This is a genomic window from Trueperella bernardiae (assembly GCF_001469025.1).
GTDB classification, from domain to species: Bacteria; Actinomycetota; Actinomycetes; order Actinomycetales; family Actinomycetaceae; genus Trueperella; species Trueperella bernardiae.
This window is the reverse complement of the sequence record NZ_LNIZ01000001.1, coordinates 249713-271125: the sequence shown is the minus strand read 5'-3', so window position 1 is coordinate 271125 and position 21413 is coordinate 249713. Positions and strand designations below refer to the sequence as shown.

At 66.9% G+C, this 21413-nt stretch carries 16 protein-coding genes and 4 tRNA genes; 9 read left to right on the top strand and 11 right to left on the bottom strand.

Annotation, left to right across the window (positions count from 1 at the left end):
• Positions 1-2 precede the first annotated feature (2 nt).
• Genes AQZ59_RS01235 through thrS form a run of 5 tightly spaced genes read right to left on the bottom strand, consistent with a single transcriptional unit; the run spans position 3 to position 5312 of the window.
• Complete coding sequence (locus AQZ59_RS01235) at positions 3-587, bottom strand: hypothetical protein (protein ID WP_062612376.1); 585 nt, start codon at positions 585-587, stop codon at positions 3-5.
• Positions 584-1708, bottom strand: coding sequence for a glycosyltransferase family 4 protein (locus AQZ59_RS01230; RefSeq protein ID WP_062612374.1), 1125 nt, complete (start codon positions 1706-1708; stop codon positions 584-586). The genes AQZ59_RS01235 and AQZ59_RS01230 overlap by 4 nt, the downstream gene beginning before the upstream one ends.
• Positions 1705-2664 (bottom strand): phosphatidylinositol mannoside acyltransferase, encoded by a 960-nt coding sequence (locus tag AQZ59_RS01225; protein ID WP_062612372.1) that lies wholly within the window; start codon positions 2662-2664, stop codon positions 1705-1707. Before AQZ59_RS01225 ends, AQZ59_RS01230 begins: the two co-directional genes overlap by 4 nt.
• Positions 2661-3287, bottom strand: a complete 627-nt coding sequence (gene pgsA / locus AQZ59_RS01220; protein ID WP_062612371.1) for a phosphatidylinositol phosphate synthase — start codon at positions 3285-3287, stop codon at positions 2661-2663. Before pgsA ends, AQZ59_RS01225 begins: the two co-directional genes overlap by 4 nt.
• A 9-nt stretch (positions 3288-3296) precedes the next feature.
• Entirely contained in the window at positions 3297-5312 is a 2016-nt protein-coding gene (thrS, locus tag AQZ59_RS01215) for a threonine--tRNA ligase (protein WP_371258049.1), read from the bottom strand.
• Between the two features lie 119 nt (positions 5313-5431).
• Here thrS and AQZ59_RS01210 point away from each other — a divergent pair, with 119 nt between their 5' ends.
• The gene (locus AQZ59_RS01210; protein ID WP_062612366.1) at positions 5432-6799 is read left to right on the top strand and encodes an L-serine ammonia-lyase; all 1368 of its coding nucleotides are present in this window, start codon (positions 5432-5434) and stop codon (positions 6797-6799) included.
• A 7-nt stretch (positions 6800-6806) separates the two neighbouring features.
• On the opposite strand, the gene AQZ59_RS01205 is transcribed toward AQZ59_RS01210, so the two are convergent.
• Both AQZ59_RS01205 and AQZ59_RS01200 read right to left on the bottom strand, forming a co-directional pair.
• The gene (locus AQZ59_RS01205; protein ID WP_062612365.1) at positions 6807-7448 is read right to left on the bottom strand and encodes a response regulator; all 642 of its coding nucleotides are present in this window, start codon (positions 7446-7448) and stop codon (positions 6807-6809) included.
• Positions 7445-8608 (bottom strand): ATP-binding protein, encoded by a 1164-nt coding sequence (locus AQZ59_RS01200; protein ID WP_062612364.1) that lies wholly within the window; start codon positions 8606-8608, stop codon positions 7445-7447. The genes AQZ59_RS01205 and AQZ59_RS01200 overlap by 4 nt, the downstream gene beginning before the upstream one ends.
• A 134-nt stretch (positions 8609-8742) precedes the next feature.
• Between AQZ59_RS01200 and AQZ59_RS01195 the strand changes: the two genes are divergently transcribed.
• The gene (locus tag AQZ59_RS01195; protein WP_062612363.1) at positions 8743-9993 is read left to right on the top strand and encodes a PspC domain-containing protein; all 1251 of its coding nucleotides are present in this window, start codon (positions 8743-8745) and stop codon (positions 9991-9993) included.
• The gene (locus tag AQZ59_RS09530; RefSeq protein WP_160326856.1) at positions 9994-10170 is read left to right on the top strand and encodes a hypothetical protein; all 177 of its coding nucleotides are present in this window, start codon (positions 9994-9996) and stop codon (positions 10168-10170) included. It begins immediately after the preceding gene.
• 292 nt (positions 10171-10462) lie between these two features.
• On the opposite strand, the gene AQZ59_RS01190 is transcribed toward AQZ59_RS09530, so the two are convergent.
• The 3 genes from AQZ59_RS01190 to AQZ59_RS01180 all read right to left on the bottom strand — a co-directional run bounded on the left by AQZ59_RS01190 (position 10463) and on the right by AQZ59_RS01180 (position 10726).
• Positions 10463-10539: transfer RNA gene (locus AQZ59_RS01190), tRNA-Val, on the bottom strand.
• A gap of 8 nt (positions 10540-10547) precedes the next feature.
• A tRNA-Cys gene (locus AQZ59_RS01185) sits at positions 10548-10618 on the bottom strand.
• 35 nt (positions 10619-10653) lie between these two features.
• A tRNA-Gly gene (locus AQZ59_RS01180) sits at positions 10654-10726 on the bottom strand.
• A 158-nt stretch (positions 10727-10884) separates the two neighbouring features.
• Between AQZ59_RS01180 and AQZ59_RS01175 the strand changes: the two genes are divergently transcribed.
• From AQZ59_RS01175 to AQZ59_RS01150, 6 genes are all read left to right on the top strand, one after another.
• Positions 10885-10959: transfer RNA gene (locus AQZ59_RS01175), tRNA-Val, on the top strand.
• A gap of 155 nt (positions 10960-11114) precedes the next feature.
• On the top strand, positions 11115-13352 hold the full coding sequence (gene glgX / locus AQZ59_RS01170; protein WP_082661068.1) for a glycogen debranching protein GlgX: 2238 nt from the start codon (positions 11115-11117) through the stop codon (positions 13350-13352).
• Between the two features lie 69 nt (positions 13353-13421).
• On the top strand, positions 13422-15929 hold the full coding sequence (gene treY / locus AQZ59_RS01165; protein ID WP_062612361.1) for a malto-oligosyltrehalose synthase: 2508 nt from the start codon (positions 13422-13424) through the stop codon (positions 15927-15929).
• Positions 15922-17646, top strand: coding sequence for a malto-oligosyltrehalose trehalohydrolase (treZ, locus tag AQZ59_RS01160; protein WP_070808029.1), 1725 nt, complete (start codon positions 15922-15924; stop codon positions 17644-17646). The genes treY and treZ overlap by 8 nt, the downstream gene beginning before the upstream one ends.
• 63 nt (positions 17647-17709) lie before the next feature.
• Complete coding sequence (locus AQZ59_RS01155; RefSeq protein WP_062612357.1) at positions 17710-18288, top strand: DUF3000 domain-containing protein; 579 nt, start codon at positions 17710-17712, stop codon at positions 18286-18288.
• Positions 18285-19484: an HRDC domain-containing protein gene (locus tag AQZ59_RS01150; RefSeq protein ID WP_062612355.1), complete on the top strand. Its 1200-nt coding sequence runs from the start codon at positions 18285-18287 to the stop codon at positions 19482-19484. Before AQZ59_RS01155 ends, AQZ59_RS01150 begins: the two co-directional genes overlap by 4 nt.
• Here the strand turns inward: AQZ59_RS01150 and dxs are convergent.
• A complete protein-coding gene (gene dxs / locus AQZ59_RS01145; RefSeq protein WP_062612354.1) occupies positions 19481-21346 on the bottom strand; it encodes a 1-deoxy-D-xylulose-5-phosphate synthase in 1866 nt (621 codons plus the stop codon). The two genes, AQZ59_RS01150 and dxs, sit on opposite strands and share 4 nt — an antisense overlap.
• Positions 21347-21413: the final 67 nt, after the last annotated feature.

Genomic DNA, 21413 nt, shown 5'->3' with positions numbered 1-21413 from the left:
TCTCACTCACGGTCGAGCCGGTCGTCAAGGTTGACCATCTGCGGCTCGGGCGCCCGGCCGTGCAGGTGGAGCAGGCGCACGAAGGCGTTACGCCGCACCCGGCGCGCCTGGGCAACGTGGTTGTTGTGGAAGCGGCGCGTCATCTGCACCGCGATCCGGGCGCGCTCCAGGCCCTCCAGCTCCGGCGGGGCGGAATCCAACTGGTCCACCGAGTGGCGCAGTGCACGGCTGAGCTCCGATTCGAGGCTGAGGCGGTCCGGCGCCTCGCCCGCGCGCCCGGTGAGCGCGCGCCCCTCGTCGCCGATGTCGATGGCGTCCAGGCCGTCGTCGACAATCGGGTAGGCGGCGGCCTCGATCGCCTCGGTGGCGAGGTCGGCCAGTACGATCGAGCTTGCCACGTCGAGTACGCCCGAGCGCGCCACGCGAAGGGCGGCCTGGGCCCGGTCGGCCAACGCGCGCTCGAGGGCCACGCGCGACTTCATGACGTTCTTGTGGACGCGGTCGAGCGAGCGGGCATAGAGGGTCGCCGCGATGACGGAGAGGATAAGGAGGCCAAGGATCACGAGGAGGACGGTCTTCCAGATCACGGCTCCACCTCGATCCTTGCCGTGCGGATCGCTGTCTCGTAGACGGACAGAATGTGGGAGGCCACGGTCCCCCAGTCGTAGCGCCAGGCGGCCTCGGAGGCGAGCGTGGCCACCCGCTCGCGCATCGGCCGATCGGCGAGTGCCTCGTTGACCACGCGTGCCAGGTCGCCCGGATCCTCGTTGCGGAAGTGCACGCCAAACTCCCCATCCGATAACACCGCGCGGAAGGCCGGGATGTCGGAGGCGACGACGAATGCGCCCGCGCTCATCGCCTCCACTAGGATGATGCCGAACGACTCCCCGCCCGTGTTGGGCGCAAGATAGGCATCCGCGCTGCCGAGCAAGAGCGCCTTGTCCTCATCGGAGACCGGGCCCAAGAATTCCACGGCCTGCGCGTCGGCGCCGAACATGCGCCGGGCCTCATCCTCATCGCCCTTGCCCGCCACGAGCATCCGCACGCCGGGATGCGCCGCGCGGATCTGGTCAAAGGCCTCGGCGACCACGGGCAGGCCCTTGCGCGGCTCGTCCAGCCGGCCAAGGAAGGCCAGCGTGGGCGCCTCGGGCGTGCCGGTGAAGCGCGGGTCAGGACCGTCGATCTGCAGGTCGGAGACGAACACGCCGTTGGGGATCACCCAGGCGTCCCCGCCCAGATGCTGGACGGCCGTGCGCCGGGCCTCCTCTGACACCGCGATGCGCGCCTGGATCTTATCCAGGATTGGCACGAGGAACGGGGAAGCGAGCGTCAGCATGCGCGAGTGGTCCATCGCCGTGTGGAAGGTGGAGACCACCGGACACTCGGCGCTCATGAGCGCCAGCATCGATACCGACGGGGTGAAGGGCTCGTGCACGTGGAGCACGTCGAAGTCGCCCTGCTTGAGCCACTTACGCACCTCGCGGTTCACCCGCGGCCCGAAGCTGAGGCGGGCCACCGAGCCGTTGTAGCGGACCGGGATCGCCGCGCCGACGGGGCACACGAACTCCTCCGCAGGCGTGTTTTCCGCCGGTGCAATGACCGACACCTCGTGTCCGCGCACGATGAGCTCCTTGGCAAGATCGCGGATGTGATATTGCACGCCCCCGTGCACGTCCCACGAATACCCGCAGGCAATTCCTATCTTCATGTGGTTTCCTTCGCCCTGGCCAGCCGCTCGGGGTCCAGGTCCTCGACGAATACCTTTTGAAGCATATGCCAATCCGTCACGTGCGTGGCAAGCAACGGCCCCACCTGGTCCAGCCACTCCTGGTTCATCCGCAAGATGTCGGCCTCGCGCTCCTCCGCGCTCGCCTCCGGGCCGACGCCGGCGCTGATCGGCTCGCCGAAGATGATCTTGATACCGTAGCGGCTCCCGGAGCGGCGCACCCGTTCGGCGTCGTGGCCGAAATCGTCGGTGACGATGGTGATCGGCCACATGGGCTCTCCCGTGCGCTGGGCAAGCAGGGCCGAGCCGACCGCCACGCGCACCGGCTTGCCCGTCAGATTCACCTGAACACCGGAGGCCGACAGGTCGCGGTCGCACAGGAGCGTGACGATCACCGACTCCTCGCGCATCGAGCGCTCGAGGCTCGCAATCGCCCCGCCGCCGGTCTGGTAGATGGTCAACCCGATCGAGCGGCGGAAATCGAGGAACTGGTCCGCGAGTTCGGGCGGATTGAGCTTCTCTGCAATCGAGTGCACCGGCGCGAGGTGCTTCGTGGCCCAGGCCCCTGCCAGGTCCCAGTTGCCGATGTGCAACAGCGCCGCCGACGCGGACCTCCCCGCCGCCAGGTGCTCCCGGAACGCCTCGACGTTCTCACAGCTCACGCGTGCGTCGATCTGGTCGGGGGTGAGCGAGCTCAGCCGGAACATCTCATAGTAGTAGTCCATGTACGAGCGCATGGCCTTCGCGCTGCGCCGCCGCGCCCGCCACGAGCCGGCCGCGGGCACAATCCGTTCAAGGTTCGCCCGCAGCTGGACGGCCCCGCGCATGTTCGACGCGCCCGTGACCGTACCAACGGCCCGGAAGATCGCCCGGCCCACCGGCTCAGGCAGCGTCTTCACCAGCCACGAGGCGGCCGCAAATACGCGCAGGATATTCACGCGTCACCAGCCTGTGCCATCTGCTTGTAGACGTAGACGATCCGCTGCCCCACCGTGAACAGGGCAAGCACCGCGAGCACCCACAGACCGATCGCCATCACCCAGTGCGTGGCTCCAAACCCGGTGGCGAGCACGAGGATGAGGGCGAACACCAGGCGGTCGGCCCGCTCGGCCAGCCCCACCGACGCCGAATATTCCACGCCCTCGGCGCGCGCCCGGGCATACGGAACGATTCCGCCGACGACGGCGGCCGCGATCGCTCCCGACACCACCCAGGCCTTCGTCGGCTCGTCGGCTTGGAGGTAGCCCCACATGGCGAGCGCGGCGAAGATCGCCCCGTCCGCGAAGCGGTCCATGGTCGAATCGAGGAAGGCCCCGAACTTCGTACTCTTGCTCGTCATGCGCGCCATCTGACCATCGAGGTTGTCGAAGATGACGAGAATGGTCACCACAAGCGCACCCACCAGCAGGTAGCCGAGCGGGAAGAGGACCAGCGCGGCGGCCGAGGAGGCCACCCCGCCCACAATCGTGACGGCGTTGGGGGTGACCCCCATCCGGACCAGGGCCTTGGCGATAGGGCCGAACATGACCTTGGCCAGCGGCCGGCCGCTGCGAGACAGCATGGCTACTCCCTACTGGTTCTCATGGTTGTCGATGGCCGCGCAGATGCGCTCGATCGCCTCGTCCACGGCAATGCCGTTGTCCTGCGAGCCGTCGCGCATGCGGAAGGAGACCGCGCCGGCCGCCGCGTCGTCGCCACCAGCGATAAGCGTGAAGGGGATCTTGTCCTTCGAGGCGTTGCGGATCTTCTTGCCGAAGCGGTCATCGGAGGTGTCGACCTCCACGCGCACGCCCCGCGCCCGCAGCTTGTCCGCCACCTCGAACAGGTAGTTGTCGAAGGCCTCGGCCACCGGCACGCAGCGCACCTGCACCGGCGCGAGCCACGCCGGGAAGGCCCCCGCGTAGTGCTCAGTCAGCACGCCGAAGAAGCGCTCGATCGAGCCGAAGAGCGCGCGGTGGATCATCACCGGGCGCTGGCGCGAGCCGTCGGGTGCGGTGTATTCGAGCTCGAAGCGCTCGGGCAGGTTGAAGTCGAGCTGGATGGTGGACATCTGCCAGGTGCGCCCGAGTGCGTCCTTGGCCTGAACCGAGATCTTCGGCCCGTAGAAGGCGGCGCCCTCCGGATCCGGCACCAGCTCCAGGCCGGAGGCGGTGGCCACCTCCTCGAGCACGCGCGTGGATTCCTCCCACACCTCGTCATCACCTACGTACTTCTTCGGATCCTTGGTAGACAGCTCGAGGTAGAAGTCGTCCAGGCCGTAGTCCTTGAGTAGCGACAGCACGAAGTCGAGCAGCGCGGTCAGCTCCTCCTTCATCTGCTCCCGGGTGCAGTAGATGTGGGCATCGTCCTGGGTGAAGCCGCGAGCGCGGGTCAGGCCGTGGATGACGCCGGAGGCCTCGTTACGGTAGACCGTGCCGAACTCGAACAGGCGCAGCGGCAGCTCGCGGTAGGAGCGCCCGCGGGAGCGGAAGATCAAGTTGTGCATCGGGCAGTTCATCGGCTTGAGGTAGTAGTCCTGGCCTTCCTTGACCACATTGCCCTCGGCGTCGACCACCTCGTCCATGTGCATGGGCGGGTACATGCCGTCGCGGTAGAAATCCAGGTGGCCCGAGATCTGGAAGAGGTTGCCCTTGGTGATGTGCGGGGTGTTAACGAAGGAGTAGCCGGCCTCCAGGTGGCGCTTGCGGGAGTATTCCTCCATCACCATGCGGATGATGCCGCCCTTGGGGTGGAAGACTGCCAGGCCGGAGCCGATCTCGTCAGGGAAAGAGAAGAGGTCGAGCTCGTTGCCGAGCTTGCGGTGGTCGCGTTTTTGCGCCTCCTCGATCCGTGTCTTGTAGGCGAGCAGCTCGTCCTTGCTCGGCCACGCGGTACCGTAGATGCGCTGGAGGGAGTCTTTGGCCTGGTCCCCGCGCCAGTAGGCGGCCGAGGAGCGGGTGAGGGAAAACCCGTTGCCGATGAGCTTCGTGTTCGGCAGGTGCGGGCCGCGGCACAGGTCGGTCCAGACGGTCTCCCCACGGCGGTTGACGTTGTCGTACATCGTCAGCTCTCCCCCGCCGACCTCCACCGAGGCCCCCTCGGCCGCCTGGTCGTTATCGGCGTCGGAGCCGCCCTTGAGGGAGATGAGCTCGAGCTTGTAGGGCTGGTCGGCGAGCTCGGCCGCGGCGGCGTCGTCGGAAATCGGGCGACGCACGAAACGCTGGCCCTCCTTCACGATCCGCGCCATGTCCTTCTCCAGCTCTTTGAGGAGCTCGGGGGTGACGGCGGGGATGTTGCCAAAGTCGTAGTAGAAGCCGTCGGTGATGAACGGGCCGATGCCGAGGTTGACGGACGGGAACTTGTTCTGGACCGCCTGGGCGAGCACGTGGGTGGCCGAGTGGCGCAGGATGTTCAGGCCGTCCTGCTCGTGGATCGTGACTCCTTCGACAGTGGCGCCGTCGGGCAACGTGGCCAGGTCCGTGGCCAGGTCCTTCAGCTCGCCGTCCACGCGAAGCGCGACGATCTCCTTGCTGTCCTTGAAGTGGTCAATGCCGCTCACGGACTCGCTGATCTGCAGCGAGTCGCCGTCAATTACTAGGTTGGGCACCCTGGCTCCTCTCATCCGGTACGCACAGACAAGGTACGCACGTCGCCATCATACCCCGCCACGTGAGCGGCCCTTTTCTCACCTTCATGTGAAGCCCTGCATACCGTTACTATCGTCCCATGAGCTTAAGCGTGTTTGACCTGTTCAAGATCGGGATCGGCCCGTCGTCCTCGCATACGTCGGGGCCGATGACGGCCGCCCACATGTTTGCCGGCCACCTGCCCGGCACGGTTCACCGCGTGCGGGTGCGGCTCTACGGCTCGCTGGGCGCCACCGGGATCGGGCATGGCACCGACAAGGCTGTCATCCTCGGCCTCATGGGCTTTGAACCGGCGCGCGTGCAGCCTGAGCGGGTCGGCGACGCCGTGGGGAAGGTCCGCACCGATCGTCGCCTTCCGCTCGCCACGGCGGACGGGCAGGTCACCATCGACTTTGACCCGGCCACCGACATCGAGCTCATCGGCCGTACCGAGCTTCCCGGGCACCCCAACGCTATGACGATGAGCGCATGGAGCGGCGAGGAGCTCGTGTTTGAGCGCACCTATTATTCCGTGGGCGGCGGCTTCGTGGTGTGCGAGGAGGACGCCGACATGGCCATCATCCCCACCGCCGACCTCCCCCACCCCTTCCGCACGGCCGACGAGCTGCTCCTCATCTGCGATCGCACCGGCATGTCGATCGCCGAAGTTGCGCGCACCAACGAACTCGCTTTGCACACCACGGCGGAGATTGCGAGCGGGCTGGCCGCCATCTGGGAGGTCATGCAGGGGTGCGTTGCCACCGGGCTCGGTCACGAAGGCGTGCTCCCCGGTGGCCTCCAGGTGTTGCGCCGCGCCCCGAAGCTCCACACCGCCCTCCTCGCCGAATCTGACGCCCTCGACCCGCTTCGGGCCATGGATTGGATCGGGCTCTACGCGCTGGCAGTCAACGAGGAGAACGCCGGGGGCGGCCGCGTGGTCACCGCGCCCACGAACGGCGCCGCCGGGATCATCCCGGCCGTCATGCACTACTGCCGTGACTTCATCGGGCTCGACGCCGATGCGGTGGAGACCTTCCTCCTCACCGCCGGCGCGATCGGCATGATCTTCAAGACCACCGCCTCCATCTCGGGCGCCGAAGTCGGCTGCCAGGGTGAGGTCGGATCGGCGTGCTCGATGGCCGCCGCGGGCCTCGCCGCCGTGCTCGGTGGCAGTCCCCGCCAGGTGGAAAACGCCGCCGAGATCGCGATGGAACACAACCTCGGTCTCACCTGCGACCCGGTGGGTGGCCTGGTGCAAATCCCCTGCATCGAGCGCAACGCCATCGCGGCAATCAAGGCCGTGGCCGCCGCCCGCACCGCCCTGCGCGGAGACGGCTCGCACCTCGTCTCCCTCGACTCCGTCATCGCCACCATGCGCGAGACGGGCAAGGACATGCAGGCCAAATATAAGGAGACGGCACTCGGCGGGCTCGCGGTGCACGTGGGCGTCAACGTCATCGAGTGCTGACGGGCGACTAGATACCCCGGGCCGCCGCCCAGCGCGAGAGTTCCTTGCGGTTGGAAAGCTGAAGCTTGCGCAGGCAGGCCGACACGTGGGTCTCCACAGTCTTGACCGAGATGAACAGCTCGGAGGCGGTCTCCTTGTAGGTGTAGCCGCGGGCGATGAGCCGCATGACGTCCTGCTCGCGCGCCGAGAGCCGGTCGAGCTCCTCGTCACGCTCGGCCACGGCGCTGCGCGACGTGCCGAAGGCGTCAAGGACGAAGCCCGCAAGCTTGGGTGAGAAGGCGGCGTCGCCGGCTACCACCCGTTCGAGCGCTTCGATGAGCTCGTCCCTGTTGATGGACTTGGTGACGTAGCCGCGCGCACCCGAGCGCACGACGGACACAACGTCTTCAGCCGCGTCCGACACCGATAGGGCAAGGAAGCGCGGGCCGCCTTCGCCGGCGAAGGCCCGGATGACTTCCGCGCCGCCTCCGCCCGCGCCGCCGGGCAGGTGGACGTCGAGCAGGACGACGTCACAGTCCACGGCCCGGATCACATCGATCGCCTCGTCCACGCTCGCCGCCTGGCCTACCACCTGAACGCCCTGCCCGTCGATCTGGGCGATGATGCCCGCGCGGACCAGGGCGTGATCGTCGACCACGATGACTTTCATTGTTCCTCCTCCACGCTCATGTGGACCTCGGTGCCGCCCGTCGGTAGCGGGGAGCGGATGTTCGCGCGCCCGCCCGCGCGTTCCATGCGCCCGTAGATCGAGTGGCGCACCCCGCGCCGGTCCTCACCAATGCTACCCACGTCGAAGCCCTCACCGCGGTCGCGCACCCACACATCCCCGCCGTCCCCCAGCTCGGCGTACATCGAGATGGGGCTACCTCCGTGCTTGCACGCGTTCGTCAGGGCCTCCCCGGCGGCGTCGATGAGGGCCTGCGTCCGCGCCGTCACCTCCATATCCCCCGTAATCACGACGTCGACCTGCGCGCCGTACGTCGCCTCCACCTCCCGCGCACGCCGGGTGAGGACAGTGGCTACCGACGTGTCATCACGCCGGTCTGAATAGAGGTAGTCGCGCAACTCAGCCTCCTGCTGGCGAGCGAGGACACGGACGGCGTCGGCGTCGTCGGCACGCGAGCGGATGAGGGCGAGGGTCTGGAGGACGGAGTCGTGCAGGTGGGCAGCGATGTCGGCGCGGGTTTCCTCCCGGACGAGCTGGGCGTCTTGCTCGCGGGCGTGCATGCGCGAGCGCATCTGGGAGGGGTAGAGGACGAAGGCGCCCACGGCGAGCGCGGCGAAGCCCGTAAGGAATGCGGTGGTGGCGTCGGCGCTGTCGACCACGTTCTCCACGACGACGACCGCGCCCATCGTTGCAACCAGCAGGCCGACTCCGAGCGCGAGGCTGGCCCAACGGCCCTGGACGGACCAGGCGATCGCGCCGCCGGCGAGGATGAGTGCGAGCGGAAGCACGGCGAGCGCGCCCGGGAAGTATCCGACGATCACGAGCAGGATGATGACGCCCATCGCGCCGAGTGCCACGGCGGTGGTGGGCCGGGAGTCCTCGCCGGACGCGAGCGGCTTGACGAGCCGGCGCGTGGAGACGTCGGCCCCCTCGCGCGACAGCGTGAGCGCGAGCACCGCGTAGACAACCACGGGCACCACGGTCCAGCACAGCAGAAGGAAGGCCAACCGCCACATGCGCACCGACCCGCCAAGGTGCTGGGCGAGTCCCTGGCACACGCCGGCCAGGATCTTGGGCTCCCGCCGCTCAAGGACCGGGCGCGCGGTGGCCCACGGCGCCAAGAGATCTGCATAGTCTTCCATGCCTCGATCGTCTCACCCCGCGGCCCCGAACCCAACCACGAACGGCCGAAATCAGGGGTTATCGGGGAAGGATCAGGGTTCTTTCAGGGGTGTTCAGGGCCGATTCGGGCCCGTCGATAGCGAAGAATGAAGACATGAAACTTTACGACTCCCTTCGCTCCCGGCCCCTGCGCCGCACGCCTGACGCACTCGCTGGCGGCGTCTGTGCCGGCCTCGCCCACCGCTGGGGCATCTCCGCCGTGCTGGTCCGCCTGGCCTTCGTTGCGCTCGCCATCGTCGGCGGAATCGGCTTCCTCCTCTATGGGCTCGGCTGGCTCCTCATTCCCTCCTACGCCACGGAGGAGATCGTGGCCGAAGGCGCTCTGCGCAATCCTGACTCCGCGTTTGCGGCCTCCATCATCCTCATCCTGGTGGGCGCGGTGGTCTTCGTGCCATTCGTCGCCGTCTGGGCCGACTTCGCGCTCAACCGGGCCCCCGGCCTGGCGTTGATGGGCGTACTGGTGATCCTCGTCTCTGTGCTCTTCGTGCTCTGGCGCAACGGGCGGCGAAGCACGCCGCGTGGCGTGTACGATGCCGCCCAGTTCGGGGCCGCGCCGTACGGGCCGGGCTCAGAATTCCCCGCGCCCGCTCACCCGGTGCGGCCGCTCAAGGAGCCCAAGCCCAAAAAGCCGGCACTTGGCGGACAGGCCATCTCGGTCGTCGTCGCCATCGCCTTTATCGGCAGCGCGATCGCGCTGCTCGCCGTGCCGGGCAAGGTCGCCGCGATCCTCATGGCGCTCAGCGTGGGCCTTGGTATCGTCGCCATCGGCGTCATGTACGCCGGAGTGCGCGGCCTGCGAGCCACCTGGCTCACCGCGCTCGCCTGGTTCCTGGCCCTGCCGGCGTCGGCCGCGCTCGCGATCGCCCTCATCATGCCCACATCCATGGTGACCGCGCCGAACCTCGAGCTCGTCTCCTTCGGCTCGAGCGAGCGGCCCTCACTGCTGTCCGTGTCCCGCTCCGGGGTCAACAGCGATCCCGGCCAGCTGCGCGACTACAACGTCGACGCCTTCATCCTCGCCGACGCCCCCTACCTCTTCAGAGAATCAGACCCAATCATTATCGAAGTCACCCGCAACGAAGACGTCTACGGCGTGGCCGACGTCGCCCTCAACGGTTGGGAACCCTGGCGGGTCGACGTCGCCGGCGAAACCTGGACCGAACCCGTCTACGACACGGGCGACAACCCGGACGAGAGATGGTGGAGCAACGTCCACCTCGGGGCCGGAGAGAGCGTGCGCATCTACTCCCCCGCCGCCATCACCAACCCCGATGCCGTCACTACGGCCACCATCAACTTCTCCTACGGATCCCTCTATCTCAGCTCACTCCCGAAAGGAAATTAAATGCGTATCAGCACCGCCATCTTCGGCTCACTTTCCCTCATCCTCGCCTCGACCGGCATCGCGCGCGCCGCGGGCGCGGTGGTTGACGTCCGGATCGTCGTCGTCATCATGCTCTTCACGGTCTCCGCGCTGCTTGCTATGAGCGCCTTCCGGCGAGTGGAGCCCGCCGAAGACTAGCACCCACACGCACCGCGGCGGGCGCACCCGCGCCCCGCCCTGCCCGCCGGGCGCACCTGCGCCCTGCCCTCCTCCGCGCAGATGCTATACAAAACCGCAAGATGCGGCACTAATTCACGGTAAATTAGTGCCGCATCTTGCGGTTTAGTGTCGCGTTTGCGAGCGGCCCCGCGACGACGGCCGGGCTTCCTCACGACGACGGCCGGGCCAGCCACAACGCCGTGGGAAAGCCAGGTGCTCCTCGCCGCCAACGTGCAGCGGGCATGAAAAAATCCCCAGCGTGCTGGGGACGTGGTGGGCGATACTGGATTCGAACCAGTGACCTCTTCCGTGTCGAGGAAGCGCGCTAACCAACTGCGCCAATCGCCCTGATTGAGAGGTGGGTACGGGATTCGAACCCGTGTATACGGCTTTGCAGGCCGCTGCCTCGCCTCTCGGCCAACCCACCAAGTGGTTAAGTAATCCTACATTACTTGGCCTTCGAGCGGATGACGGGATTCGAACCCGCGACCCCCACCTTGGCAAGGTGGTGCTCTACCAGCTGAGCTACATCCGCATATCAGCTTGATCGCGTCTCGCTGACTGCCTGATTAATATAGCCATAATCTTCGACCGGTGTCTAATCCGGATAACGTGACGTGCGCTACGCCGATTGCGTTTGCTTCTACCCTCGATTGTCAGCTACTGTCTTTGAGCAGAGATCACCTGATCCTAGGGCGATTAGCGCAGCGGTAGCGCACTTCCTTCACACGGAAGGGGTCACTGGTTCGATCCCAGTATCGCCCACCATCTATCCTCAGCGGCCATACGTGCCGCACCTTCCCTGTATAAAACCCCATGGCGTCAAGCCGTGCGCACCTGCACCATCGCGCGAACGACTTGCGCTTTTTCGCCTCTGGCCTCATCTTTACCCAAAGCAGTGCCAGACGTGAGAGTCTATAGTTATGGAAATTTGGCCTGGAAAACCCTATCCGCTCGGCGCCACTTTCGATGGCACCGGAACGAACTTCGCGATCTTCTCCTCCGTGGCAGACAAGATCGAGCTGTGCCTCATCGACGATTCGGGGGGCGAATCGCGCGTGGAGCTACGCGAGGTCGACGCCCACGTCTGGCACTGCTACCTGCCCGGCATCCGGCCCGGCCAGCGCTACGGGTTCCGGGTCCACGGCCCCTTCGAGCCGGAAAACGGCCACCGTTGCGATCCGTCGAAGATCCTCCTCGACCCGTACGCGAAGGCGATCGAGGGCCAAGTGGATAACCACCAGGCAAACTTCTCCTACGACTTCAATGATCCAGATAAGCGTGCCGAGGTGGACTCCCTCGGGCACACGATGCTGTCGGTGGTGGTCAACCCCTTCTTCGACTGGGGCCATGACCGCCCGCCTAAGCACGAGTACCACAACACGGTGATTTACGAGGCCCACCTCAAGGGCATGACGGCGATCCACCCGGATATCCCCGAAGAGCTGCGCGGCACGTACATGGGTATGGCTCACCCGGCGATGGTCCAGTACCTCAAGGAGCTGGGGGTGACCGCGGTTGAGCTCATGCCGGTCCACCAGTTCGTCAATGACACCTCGTTGCAGGACAAGGGCCTGTCCAACTACTGGGGATACAACACGATCGGCTTCTTCGCCCCACAAAACACCTACTCCTCCTCGGGCGAGGTGGGCTCGCAGGTGGAGGAGTTTAAGGCGATGGTCAAGGCCTACCATGACGCCGACATCGAGGTGATCCTCGACGTGGTCTACAACCACACGGCCGAGGGCAACCACATGGGCCCCACCCTGTCCTTCCGCGGCATTGACAACCGCGCCTACTACCGGTTGGTCGACGGCGACCTGGCCCACTACTTCGACACCACGGGCACGGGCAATTCACTCAACATGTCCTCCCCGCACTCGTTGCAGCTCATCATGGATTCGCTGCGCTACTGGGTGGTGGACATGCATGTGGACGGCTTCCGTTTCGACTTGGCCTCCACGCTTGCCCGTGAGTTGCACGCGGTGGACAAACTGTCGGCCTTCTTTGACATTATCCAGCAAGACCCGATCATCTCCCAGGTCAAGCTCATTGCCGAGCCGTGGGACGTGGGCGAGGGCGGGTACAACGTGGGCGAGTTCCCGCCGCTGTGGACCGAGTGGAATGGCGATTATCGTGACACGATGCGCGATTTTTGGCGCGGGGAGCCCTCCGTGCTGTCCGAGTTCGCCTCGCGCCTGACGGGTTCGTCGGACCTGTACGAACATTCGGGGCGCCGCCCGTTCGCCTCGATCAACTTCATCACGGCCCACGACGGCTTCACGCTTGCCGACCTCGTCTCCTATAACGAGAAGCACAATGAGGCAAACGGCGAGGGCGGGGCGGACGGCTCGTCAAACAATAAGTCGTGGAACATGGGAGCCGAGGGCCCCACGGACGACCCGGAGGTCCTCAAGCTGCGCACACGGCAGATGAAGAACTTCTTCACCACCCTGCTCACCTCCCAGGGCGTGCCGATGATCTCCCACGGCGATGAGCTGTGCCGCACGCAGGAGGGCAACAACAACACGTACTGCCAGGACAACGAGCTGGCGTGGGTGAACTGGGACCTGGACGAGGCCCAACTCGACATGCACGCCTTTGTACAACAGGTCATCAGGTTGCGCCACGACCACCCGGTGTTCAGGCGGCGTCGTTTCTTTATGGGCGACGCCGGCCGCGGCGGCGAGTCGGAGCGCGGGGACATCATGTGGTTCGCGAACAATGGCGAGCTCATGGAGGACGAGGACTGGGACACGTGGTTTGCGCGCTCGGTCATGGTGTACCTGAACGGCGAGCGTATCGCGGAGCCGAACGCGCGCGGCGAGCGCGTGATCGACGACGATTTCCTGCTGGCCTACAACGCCTCCGAAGAAGATCTGGACTTCACGATCCCCGGCACCGACACGGACACCACGTGGACGGTGATTTTGTCTACCGACGACGACGCCACGCTCGGCGCCGTCTTGGGTGGCGGGGATGTCTTCCCTGTGACAGCGAGGTCGATCACGATCCTCGTGCGCCACAATGCCACCGAGCGCGGGCTCATGGATAGCGACCTACGCACCTCCCTCAACGCCGCCAGCTCGGAGGCCGGCCCGGCGGTGGGAACCGTGTCCGATACCGCCGTGCGTGAGCACGTGTTGGCACCGCATAAGTGATGCGAGCCCCCGCCGGCTGTCAGCGGCGCTGCGGGGGGCTTGCCCAATATTTCGCCACCAAGGAGTTTTATGCCTGTTGAAGATGTCGTCGTCCGCCACCATTCTCATGTCCCGTCCAAGGGCCGCCACCAGCCGGTGACGAGCTACCGCATCCAGGTCAGCCCCGACTTCGATTTCGCCGCGGTTGAGGCCATCGTGCCCTACCTTGCCAGCCTCGGGATCACGGACGTGTTCTTCTCCCCCATCCTTCAGGCGGCGCCGGGTTCGATGCACGGCTACGACGTCGTCGACCACGAGCGCATCTCCGCCGACCTCGGCGGCATCGAGGCGTTCCGGAGCGTGTCGAGGGCGATTCACGACACCGGCATGCACCTCATCGTCGACATCGTGCCGAACCACATGGCGGTGCCCACGCCCCTGTATCGCAACCGGGCGCTGTGGTCGGCCCTGCGGGATGGGGAGGATTCGCCCTACCGCACGTGGTTTGACATTTCGCTGTCCGATTCGGGGGACGGGCTACTCATGCCGGTGCTGGGTGACAGGATCGGCAAGGTGCTCGCCACCGGCGAGATCACGATCGAGAAGATGGTGGTACCCGGCTTCGAGGAGGATGGGCCCACCCAGGTGGTGTGCTACTACGACCACGTGTTCCCCGTGCGCCGGGGCACGGAGGCATTGCCGCTCGCGGAGTTGCTCGACGCCCAGTACTACCGGCTGGCTCACTGGCGGGTGGCGAACGAAGAGATCAACTACCGGCGCTTCTTCGACGTGGACACACTCGCGGCGATCCGCGTGGAGGACGAGGGAGTTTTCCGCCAGTCCCACGCGCTGCTCATCGAGTTGTTCGAGGAGGGCTTGATCGATGCCTTCCGCATCGACCACCCCGACGGGCTGGCGGACCCCCGCGGCTATTTCCGCAACTTGCACGAGGCCTCGGGCGGTGCCTGGTCGGTGGCGGAGAAGATCTTGGAGGGCGAGGAGACCCTGCCCACCGATTGGCCGGCGGCCGGCACCACGGGCTACGACACGCTACAGCGCCTGCAAGGCCTTTTCACCGCCCCGGAGGGCCTTCCGGCCCTCACCCAGCTGTACGGCGAGATGTCGGGCTCCACAGACTCGGTGGCCACCGTGGAGGTCAAGGCCAAGCGGCAGATCGTGGCCACCTCGCTCTTTGCCGAAGTGGACCGGCTGGCCAGCCTGCTGGCGGCGATCTGCCATTCCGACGTCCGGCTGCGCGACCACACGTTCCGCTCTCTGCGCGACGTCGTGGTCGAGCTCGTGGTCCACATGGACCGCTACCGCGCCTACGTGGTGCCGGGCGAGCGCCCCGACCCGGAAGACGAGCGCGTGCTGCGCGCGGCCGCCGAGCGCGCCGCCCGCAACCTCGACGCGGATCGGCAGGAGAGCCTGGACGTCGTCATCGATATCCTGCTCGGCAACGAGATTGGATCGGCCGGGCGCACGCACGAATCACGGCGCAACGAGGTGATCGTGCGCTTCCAGCAGGTGTGCGGCGCCGTCATGGCCAAGGGAGTCGAGGACACCACGTTCTACCGGTACACCGCGCTGACCAGCGCGAACGAGGTGGGCGGGGGCCCGAGCCACTTCACCACCACCCCGGACCAGTTCCACGACTTCCAGACCCGCACGCACCTGACCTGGCCGGTAACGATGTCCACGCTCTCCACCCACGACACGAAGAGGTGCGAGGACGTGCGCGCACGGATCGCGCCTATCTCCCAGTATGCGCAGGAGTGGATCGCGACGCTCACCCAGGCGCGCGACCTCGTGGCCGACGAGCGCCCCGCCGACCTCGACGGGCAGATGGAAAACCTCCTGTGGCAGACGCTGATCGGCACGTGGGACGGCGGCCCGATCGAGCAACGTCGGCTCGAGGACTACCTGCTCAAGGCCGCCCGCGAGCAAAAGTCGTGGACCACGTGGACCGAGCAGAACGAGGCCGGTGAGCAGGGCATGCTCGATTACGCGAGCGCGATCCTGTCCGACGACGACGCCCTGGCCCTTCTCGCCGACTTCCACGAGCTGACCCGGGCCGCGACCCGCACGATGATCCTCAGCCAGAAAGCGATTCAAATGACGGCGATTGGCGTGCCGGACACCTACAACGGCGAGGAGGTCACCCAGACCTCGCTGGTGGATCCGGACAACCGCCGCCCAGTGGACTTCACAGGGCTTGCCAAGATGCTTGCCAAGCTCGACCGCGATGGCCTTCCCTCCTCCCCCAGCCTGGATCAGGAGAAGCTGTGGTTTACTTCGCGGCTTGCGCGCCTGCGCCGGGAGCTGCCCGAGCTCGCGTCGGCCGAGTGCGGCTACCAGGCACTGCCCGTGTCCACCGGCTACGCGCTCGCCTTCGCCCGCACCCGCGCCGATCAGGCGATCCTGGCCACGGTGGCGATGCGCCACGTGCCCGAGTTTGCCGGCGAGTACACCGTGGTCCTGCCCGAGGGATCCTGGCTCAACGTACTGACGGGCGCCGAGCTCGAGGGTGGCACCCGCGACCTCGCCGAGGTCCTCGGCCGATTCCCCGCCGCCGTTTTGGAGAAGATTGATGCCTAAGATTTCTGTGTGGGCGCCCAGCGCCGGGTCCGTTACCGCGATCATCGAGGGCCGCGAGCTCGCCTTGCAGCCCACGGCCGATGGCCACTTTGCCCTGTCCGACGAGCTGCCCACCGGCACGCGCTACCAGCTGCGAGTCGACGGCGGGATGGCCCTGCCGGATCCGCGCTCGATGTGCCAGCCCGAGGGGCCGCACGGTCCGAGCGAACTGGTGGACCTGGCGTCGTTCACCTGGACGGACACCGACTGGCACGGCGAGGAGCTCGCCGGCAAGGTCTTCTACGAGTTGCACGTGGGCACGTTCACCGAGGAGGGCACGTTCCTTGCAGCGATCGAGAAGCTGGACTACTTGCGCGAGCTGGGGGTCAACGTCGTCGAGCTCATGCCGATCGCGCCCATGCCGGGAACGCGCGGCTGGGGGTACGACGGTGTGTCGATCTACGCCATCCATCGCCCCTACGGCCGCCCTGAGGACCTGGCGGCGCTCGTGGACGCGATCCACGCCCGTGGGATGTCGGCGTGCCTGGACGTGGTCTACAACCACTTTGGGCCCGACGGGAACTACCTGGCCCAGTTCGGCCCGTACTTCACCAGCCGCCACCACACGCCGTGGGGCGAGGCGCTCAACCTCGATTCCGAGGGGGCGGAGCACGTGCGCCGCTACCTCATCGACAACGCCCTCCAGTGGCTGCGCGACTACCACTTCGATGCTCTCCGCCTCGACGCCGTCCCCCACCTGCGCGACGATTCGGACTACCACTTCCTCGCCCAGCTCTCGGACGAGGTGGCGCAGCTCGGGCGCGCGCTCGGCCGGCGCCTGACCCTCACGGCGGAGTCGGACCTCAACGACCCGGCGATGGTGGCTCCCACCTGCGAGGGCGGGTTCGGGATGGACATGCAGTGGGCTGACGACGTCCACCACGCCTTGCACGTGTGGCTGACCGGCGAGGCGAACGCCTACTACGCCGACTACACGCACCCGGCCGCGATGCGCCAAGCCTTCCGCCACGGCTTCGTCAGGGTGGGCCAGGAACTGCGGTTCGAGCCGGCCCCGCGCGGTAAGCCGATCCCCGAAGGCGTGAGCGGCCACCACTTCATCGTCTTCGACGAGAACCACGACCAAGTGGGCAACCGCCTCATCTCCGACCGACCCGCCCGCTCGCTCTCCCCCGGCGCGCTCGCCGTGTCGCGCGCGCTCATCCTGCTCTCCCACTACACCCCCATGCTGTTCATGGGCGAGGAGTGGGGCACGGACCGCCCGTTTAACTACTTCACGGACCACGGCCCCGAGCTCGGCCCGCTCATCAAGGCCGGGCGCGAAGCGGAATTTTCCTCGTGGGACATGACCTCCGTCTACGGAGATGAGGAGGTGGCAATGCCGGACCCGCAGTCCGAGCAGGCCTTCCTGGAGTCCAAGCTCGACTGGTCTGAGGCGGAGGACGCGGGTCACCGCCGCCTACTCGAGTTCACCCGCGCCCTCATCGCGCTGCGCCAGGATCCGGACATCGCCTCGGGCGACCGCTTGCGCACCGAGTTCGACCTGGACGGCGAGGCGGGCTGGATGCGGCGGGGCGGGACCACCGTGGTCTTCTCCATCGCGGACGGACCGCGGAGCCTAGCAGCCCCGGGCGGGGAGCTCGTGCTCGCGTGGGACGCCACGGCGATTGAGGAGGGGCAGGTGCGCTTCGAGGGGCCCGGAGTGGCGGTCTTTCGCTAAGATGGGCGGGCTCCAACGGCGCGCCGCGGCCACAGCGCGCCCGCGCGCCGCTACAGTCTTAATGTGACCAATCAACAGCCGCCTTCGGAGTTTGTGACTGCTCTCGAGTCCCTTAAGGGCCAGCAGTTTCGTCCCGAGATCCACGTTGCCCAGATTCCGGGCCCCACGCGGATCGCGCCGTGGGCGGTGGCCTTGCAGGCCGAGGTGAACGATTCGCCGAATCTCGATCCGGATTTCCTGCGCGGCTCGGCCAAGTTCGTGGTGTTGCACGACCCGGCGGGCCAGCCGGCTTGGAACGGCACGTTCCGGGTGGTCATGCACGCCCAGGCGCCGATGGACGCCACGATGGGTGACGATCCGCTGCTAGGCGAGGTGGCGTGGTCGTGGCTGGTCGACGCGCTCGATGGCGCCGGCGCCTCCTACCACAGTCTCAACGGCACGGTCACCCGCGTGTTCAACGAAACGTTTGGCGGGCTCTACATCAATTCCTCGCGCGTGGAACTGGAGCTTCGCGCCTCGTGGACCCCGCAGACCGTCTACCTCACGGAGCACCTGCACGCGTGGGCCGATTTCGCGGCCTCGATGGCGGGCCTCGGCCCGAGTGAGGCAGTGCGAAGCATCCGTAAGGTGGATAAGATTTGACCCTGCCCGAACCCGCCCGCCTGCTCGATAAGCCGCGTGAGGGTCTGCCGCCCGTCACGCACGATGACATCGACGACGCCGTCGCCCGCCTTGCCGCCGGAACTGGGCCTTTCGGCGTGGACACAGAGCGCGCCAACGAGATGCACTATTCCTCGCGCGCCTACCTCATCCAGATCCGCCGCGAAGGTGCGGGCACGGTGCTCATCGACCCGGTGGGCATCGAGGACCGCCTGGACGGGCTGAAGAAGATCATGAACGAGGCGTGGATCCTCCACGCCGCTCACCAGGACCTCGTGTGCATGGCCGAGCTCGGGTTGCGCCCCACGTCAGTGTTCGACACGGAGGTCGCGGCGCTCCTTCTCGGATACGAGAAGATCTCCCTGCAGGCCGTGTGTGAGCGGGCGCTCGGCTGGACGCTGGCGAAGGAGTATTCGCGCTCGGATTGGGCCCAGCGCCCCCTTCCCCTGCCGATGCTCACCTACGCCGCGCTCGACGTGGAGCTACTGGGCGAGCTACGGGAGGTCATGACAGCCGAGCTCAAGGAGCTGGGCCGCTTCGAGTGGTTTGCGCAGGAGTGCGAAGAGGTGCGCTTGCGCAAGCCCGCCCCGCCGCATCAGCAACCGTGGCGCCGCTCGTCGCGCCAGGCCGGGATCCGCGACCAGCGCGCCCTCGCCATGTTGCGCGAGCTGTGGAACGCCCGCGACGATCTGGCCAAGCGCCGCGACCTCGCGCCCCACAAGGTGCTGCCCAATGCCGTGCTGGCCGAGCTCGCCAAGCGCAAACCGCGCTCGCGCGCCGACGTCGCCACGTCTTCCCTTCTTCGCAAGGGCGCCCGCAAGCAGGATGCTGACACGTGGTGGCACGCCATCGACATCGCCTGGCACCTCGACGAGCGCATGCTGCCCGAACGCAGGTTCAGCGAGCAGCGCGACCCGTTTCCGCCCACGAACGAGTGGGTGCGCAAGCGCCCCGAGGCAGCGGAGAGGTGGGCACGCCTGCGCCCCACGGTCCTCGAGATCGCCGAAGAGCTGGGCATCCGCCAGGAAGTGGTGCTCAAGCCGCGCACGCAGAAACTCGTGGCATGGAACGGGTGGGACTCCCTCACCGAACTTGAAGCGCACCTGGCCGAGGACGGCGCGCGCCCCTGGCAGATCGAGCTCACGGCGCGCCGCATCGACGACGCCGTGCGAGGCTAGCGCAGGCTGGCGGCGGCCGCGATGACAGCGGCTGCGTCCATGCCCTCCCGGTGAAGGATCGTCGAGCGCGAGGCGTGAGTGAGGAATGCCTTGTGGACGCCGAGGTTGCGCACGGGCACGTCCGATCCGGCGCGGGCCAGCGCGGAGCGTAACTCGTCTCCCACTCCCCCGTCGATGAGCCCATCTTCGAGCACCACCGCTCCCGCCGAGCTTGCCACGAGTTCGACGAGGTCGGGGTTCGTGGGGAGCACCCAGCGCGGGTCGACCACGATGAGGGACTCGTCCATTTGCTCCGCGGCCTCGACCATGGTGTGGGCCAGGGGGCCGATCCCTACGAAGACCAGCGGTTTGCCATTGGCCTCGCGCTCGAACAGCACATCGAGGCTACCCTGCTTGCGAGTGATCGGCAGCTCGGGCGGCACCGACCCCTTCGGGTAGCGCACGATCGTGGGCGCCTCGGTGGCGGTGGCCTCGTGGAGGAGCTCGCGCATGCGCGGCTCGTCGCGTGGGGTGGCCACCGCCAGGTTCGGGATCATCGCCGCCATCGACAGGTCCCACATGCCGTTGTGGGAGGCGCCGTCGTCGCCGGTCACGCCCGCACGGTCGAGGCAGATGGTGACGGGCGCACCATGGAGGGCAACGTCCATGAGCAGCTGGTCGAAGCCGCGGTTCAAGAACGTGGCGTAGAGCGCCACGACGGGATGGAAGCCGGCCTTCGCCAGACCCGCCGCCATGGTCACGGCGTGCTGCTCGGCAATGCCGACGTCGATGACGCGGCGCGGGAACTCCTCCTTCATGAGCGACAGGCCCACGGGCTGGAGCATTGCGGCGGTGACGCCCACGATCGCGGCGTCCTTACGCGCGATCTGAAGGATTTCCTCGGCGAAGATCGAGGTCCAGCCGAAGCGGGAGGGTTCCATCGGCAGGCCGGTTTCGGGGTGGATCTTGCCCACGGCGTGGAAGCGGTCGGCCTTGTTCTCCTCCGCAGGCTTGTAACCGCGGCCCTTCTCGGTCATCGCGTGGACCACCACTGGCCCACCGAAGTCGCGCGCCATCCGTAGCGCCTCTTCCAGGCTGACGATGTCGTGGCCGTCGACAGGGCCGATGTACTTGAGCCCCAAGGAGTCGAAAATGCCGGCGTCGAAGAAGATCTCCTTCATGCCCTTCTTGATCCCGCGCAGCGTGTCGTACGTGAGCTTGCCCGGCAGGCCGCCGTCCTGGAGCGTGCGCTTGCCCCAGTCGAGGAAGTTTTCATAATCGCGGTTGACTCGCACGGCGTCCAGCTTGCGCACCGGGTCAAAGCGGCGGACGATCCCGCCCACGGTGGGCGCGTACGAACGCCCGTTGTCGTTGAGCACGATAACGACGGGGCGCTCCGGGTCCTCCGCGATATTATTGAGAGCCTCCCAGGCCATGCCGCCCGTCATCGCGCCATCACCGATGATCGCCACCACGTGGTGATCCTTGCCCGACATCTGCATGCCGCGCGAGATCCCGTCCGCCCACGACAGGGCGGTGGAGGCGTGGGAGTTTTCGACGACGTCGTGCTCGGACTCCGCTCTGCTCGGATAGCCCGAGAGCCCGCCCTCGTGGCGCAGGCGATCGAAGTCCTTGCGCCCGGTTAAGATCTTGTGCACGTAGGCCTGGTGGCCGGTATCCCACACGAGCACGTCGCGCGGGGAATCGAAGACCCGGTGGAGGGCGATCGTGAGCTCAACAACCCCGAGGTTGGGGCCGAGGTGCCCGCCGGTCTTCGCCACGTTGACCACGAGGAAGCGGCGGATCTCCGCCGCGAGCTTGTCCAGCTCCTTCTTCTTCAGCGAGGCGAGGTCCGCGGGGCATGTAATCGAATCAAGAATCACCGGGTCTCCTTTGAACTACCCATAGAGATTACCACTGCACCTGCCCATCGTCTCCTTCGCGCAAGAG

What these genes read in the sequence shown, in the direction of transcription:
- AQZ59_RS01230 (WP_062612374.1), bottom strand. Translation starts at nt 1,708, where the DNA reads ATGAAGATAGGAATTGCCTGCGGGTATTCGTGGGACGTGCACGGGGGC.
- pgsA (WP_062612371.1), bottom strand. Translation starts at nt 3,287, where the DNA reads ATGCTGTCTCGCAGCGGCCGGCCGCTGGCCAAGGTCATGTTCGGCCCT.
- AQZ59_RS01210 (WP_062612366.1), top strand. Translation starts at nt 5,432, where the DNA reads ATGAGCTTAAGCGTGTTTGACCTGTTCAAGATCGGGATCGGCCCGTCG.
- AQZ59_RS01205 (WP_062612365.1), bottom strand. Translation starts at nt 7,448, where the DNA reads ATGAAAGTCATCGTGGTCGACGATCACGCCCTGGTCCGCGCGGGCATC.
- AQZ59_RS01200 (WP_062612364.1), bottom strand. Translation starts at nt 8,608, where the DNA reads ATGGAAGACTATGCAGATCTCTTGGCGCCGTGGGCCACCGCGCGCCCG.
- AQZ59_RS01195 (WP_062612363.1), top strand. Translation starts at nt 8,743, where the DNA reads ATGAAACTTTACGACTCCCTTCGCTCCCGGCCCCTGCGCCGCACGCCT.
- AQZ59_RS09530 (WP_160326856.1), top strand. Translation starts at nt 9,994, where the DNA reads ATGCGTATCAGCACCGCCATCTTCGGCTCACTTTCCCTCATCCTCGCC.
- glgX (WP_082661068.1), top strand. Translation starts at nt 11,115, where the DNA reads ATGGAAATTTGGCCTGGAAAACCCTATCCGCTCGGCGCCACTTTCGAT.
- treY (WP_062612361.1), top strand. Translation starts at nt 13,422, where the DNA reads ATGCCTGTTGAAGATGTCGTCGTCCGCCACCATTCTCATGTCCCGTCC.
- treZ (WP_070808029.1), top strand. Translation starts at nt 15,922, where the DNA reads ATGCCTAAGATTTCTGTGTGGGCGCCCAGCGCCGGGTCCGTTACCGCG.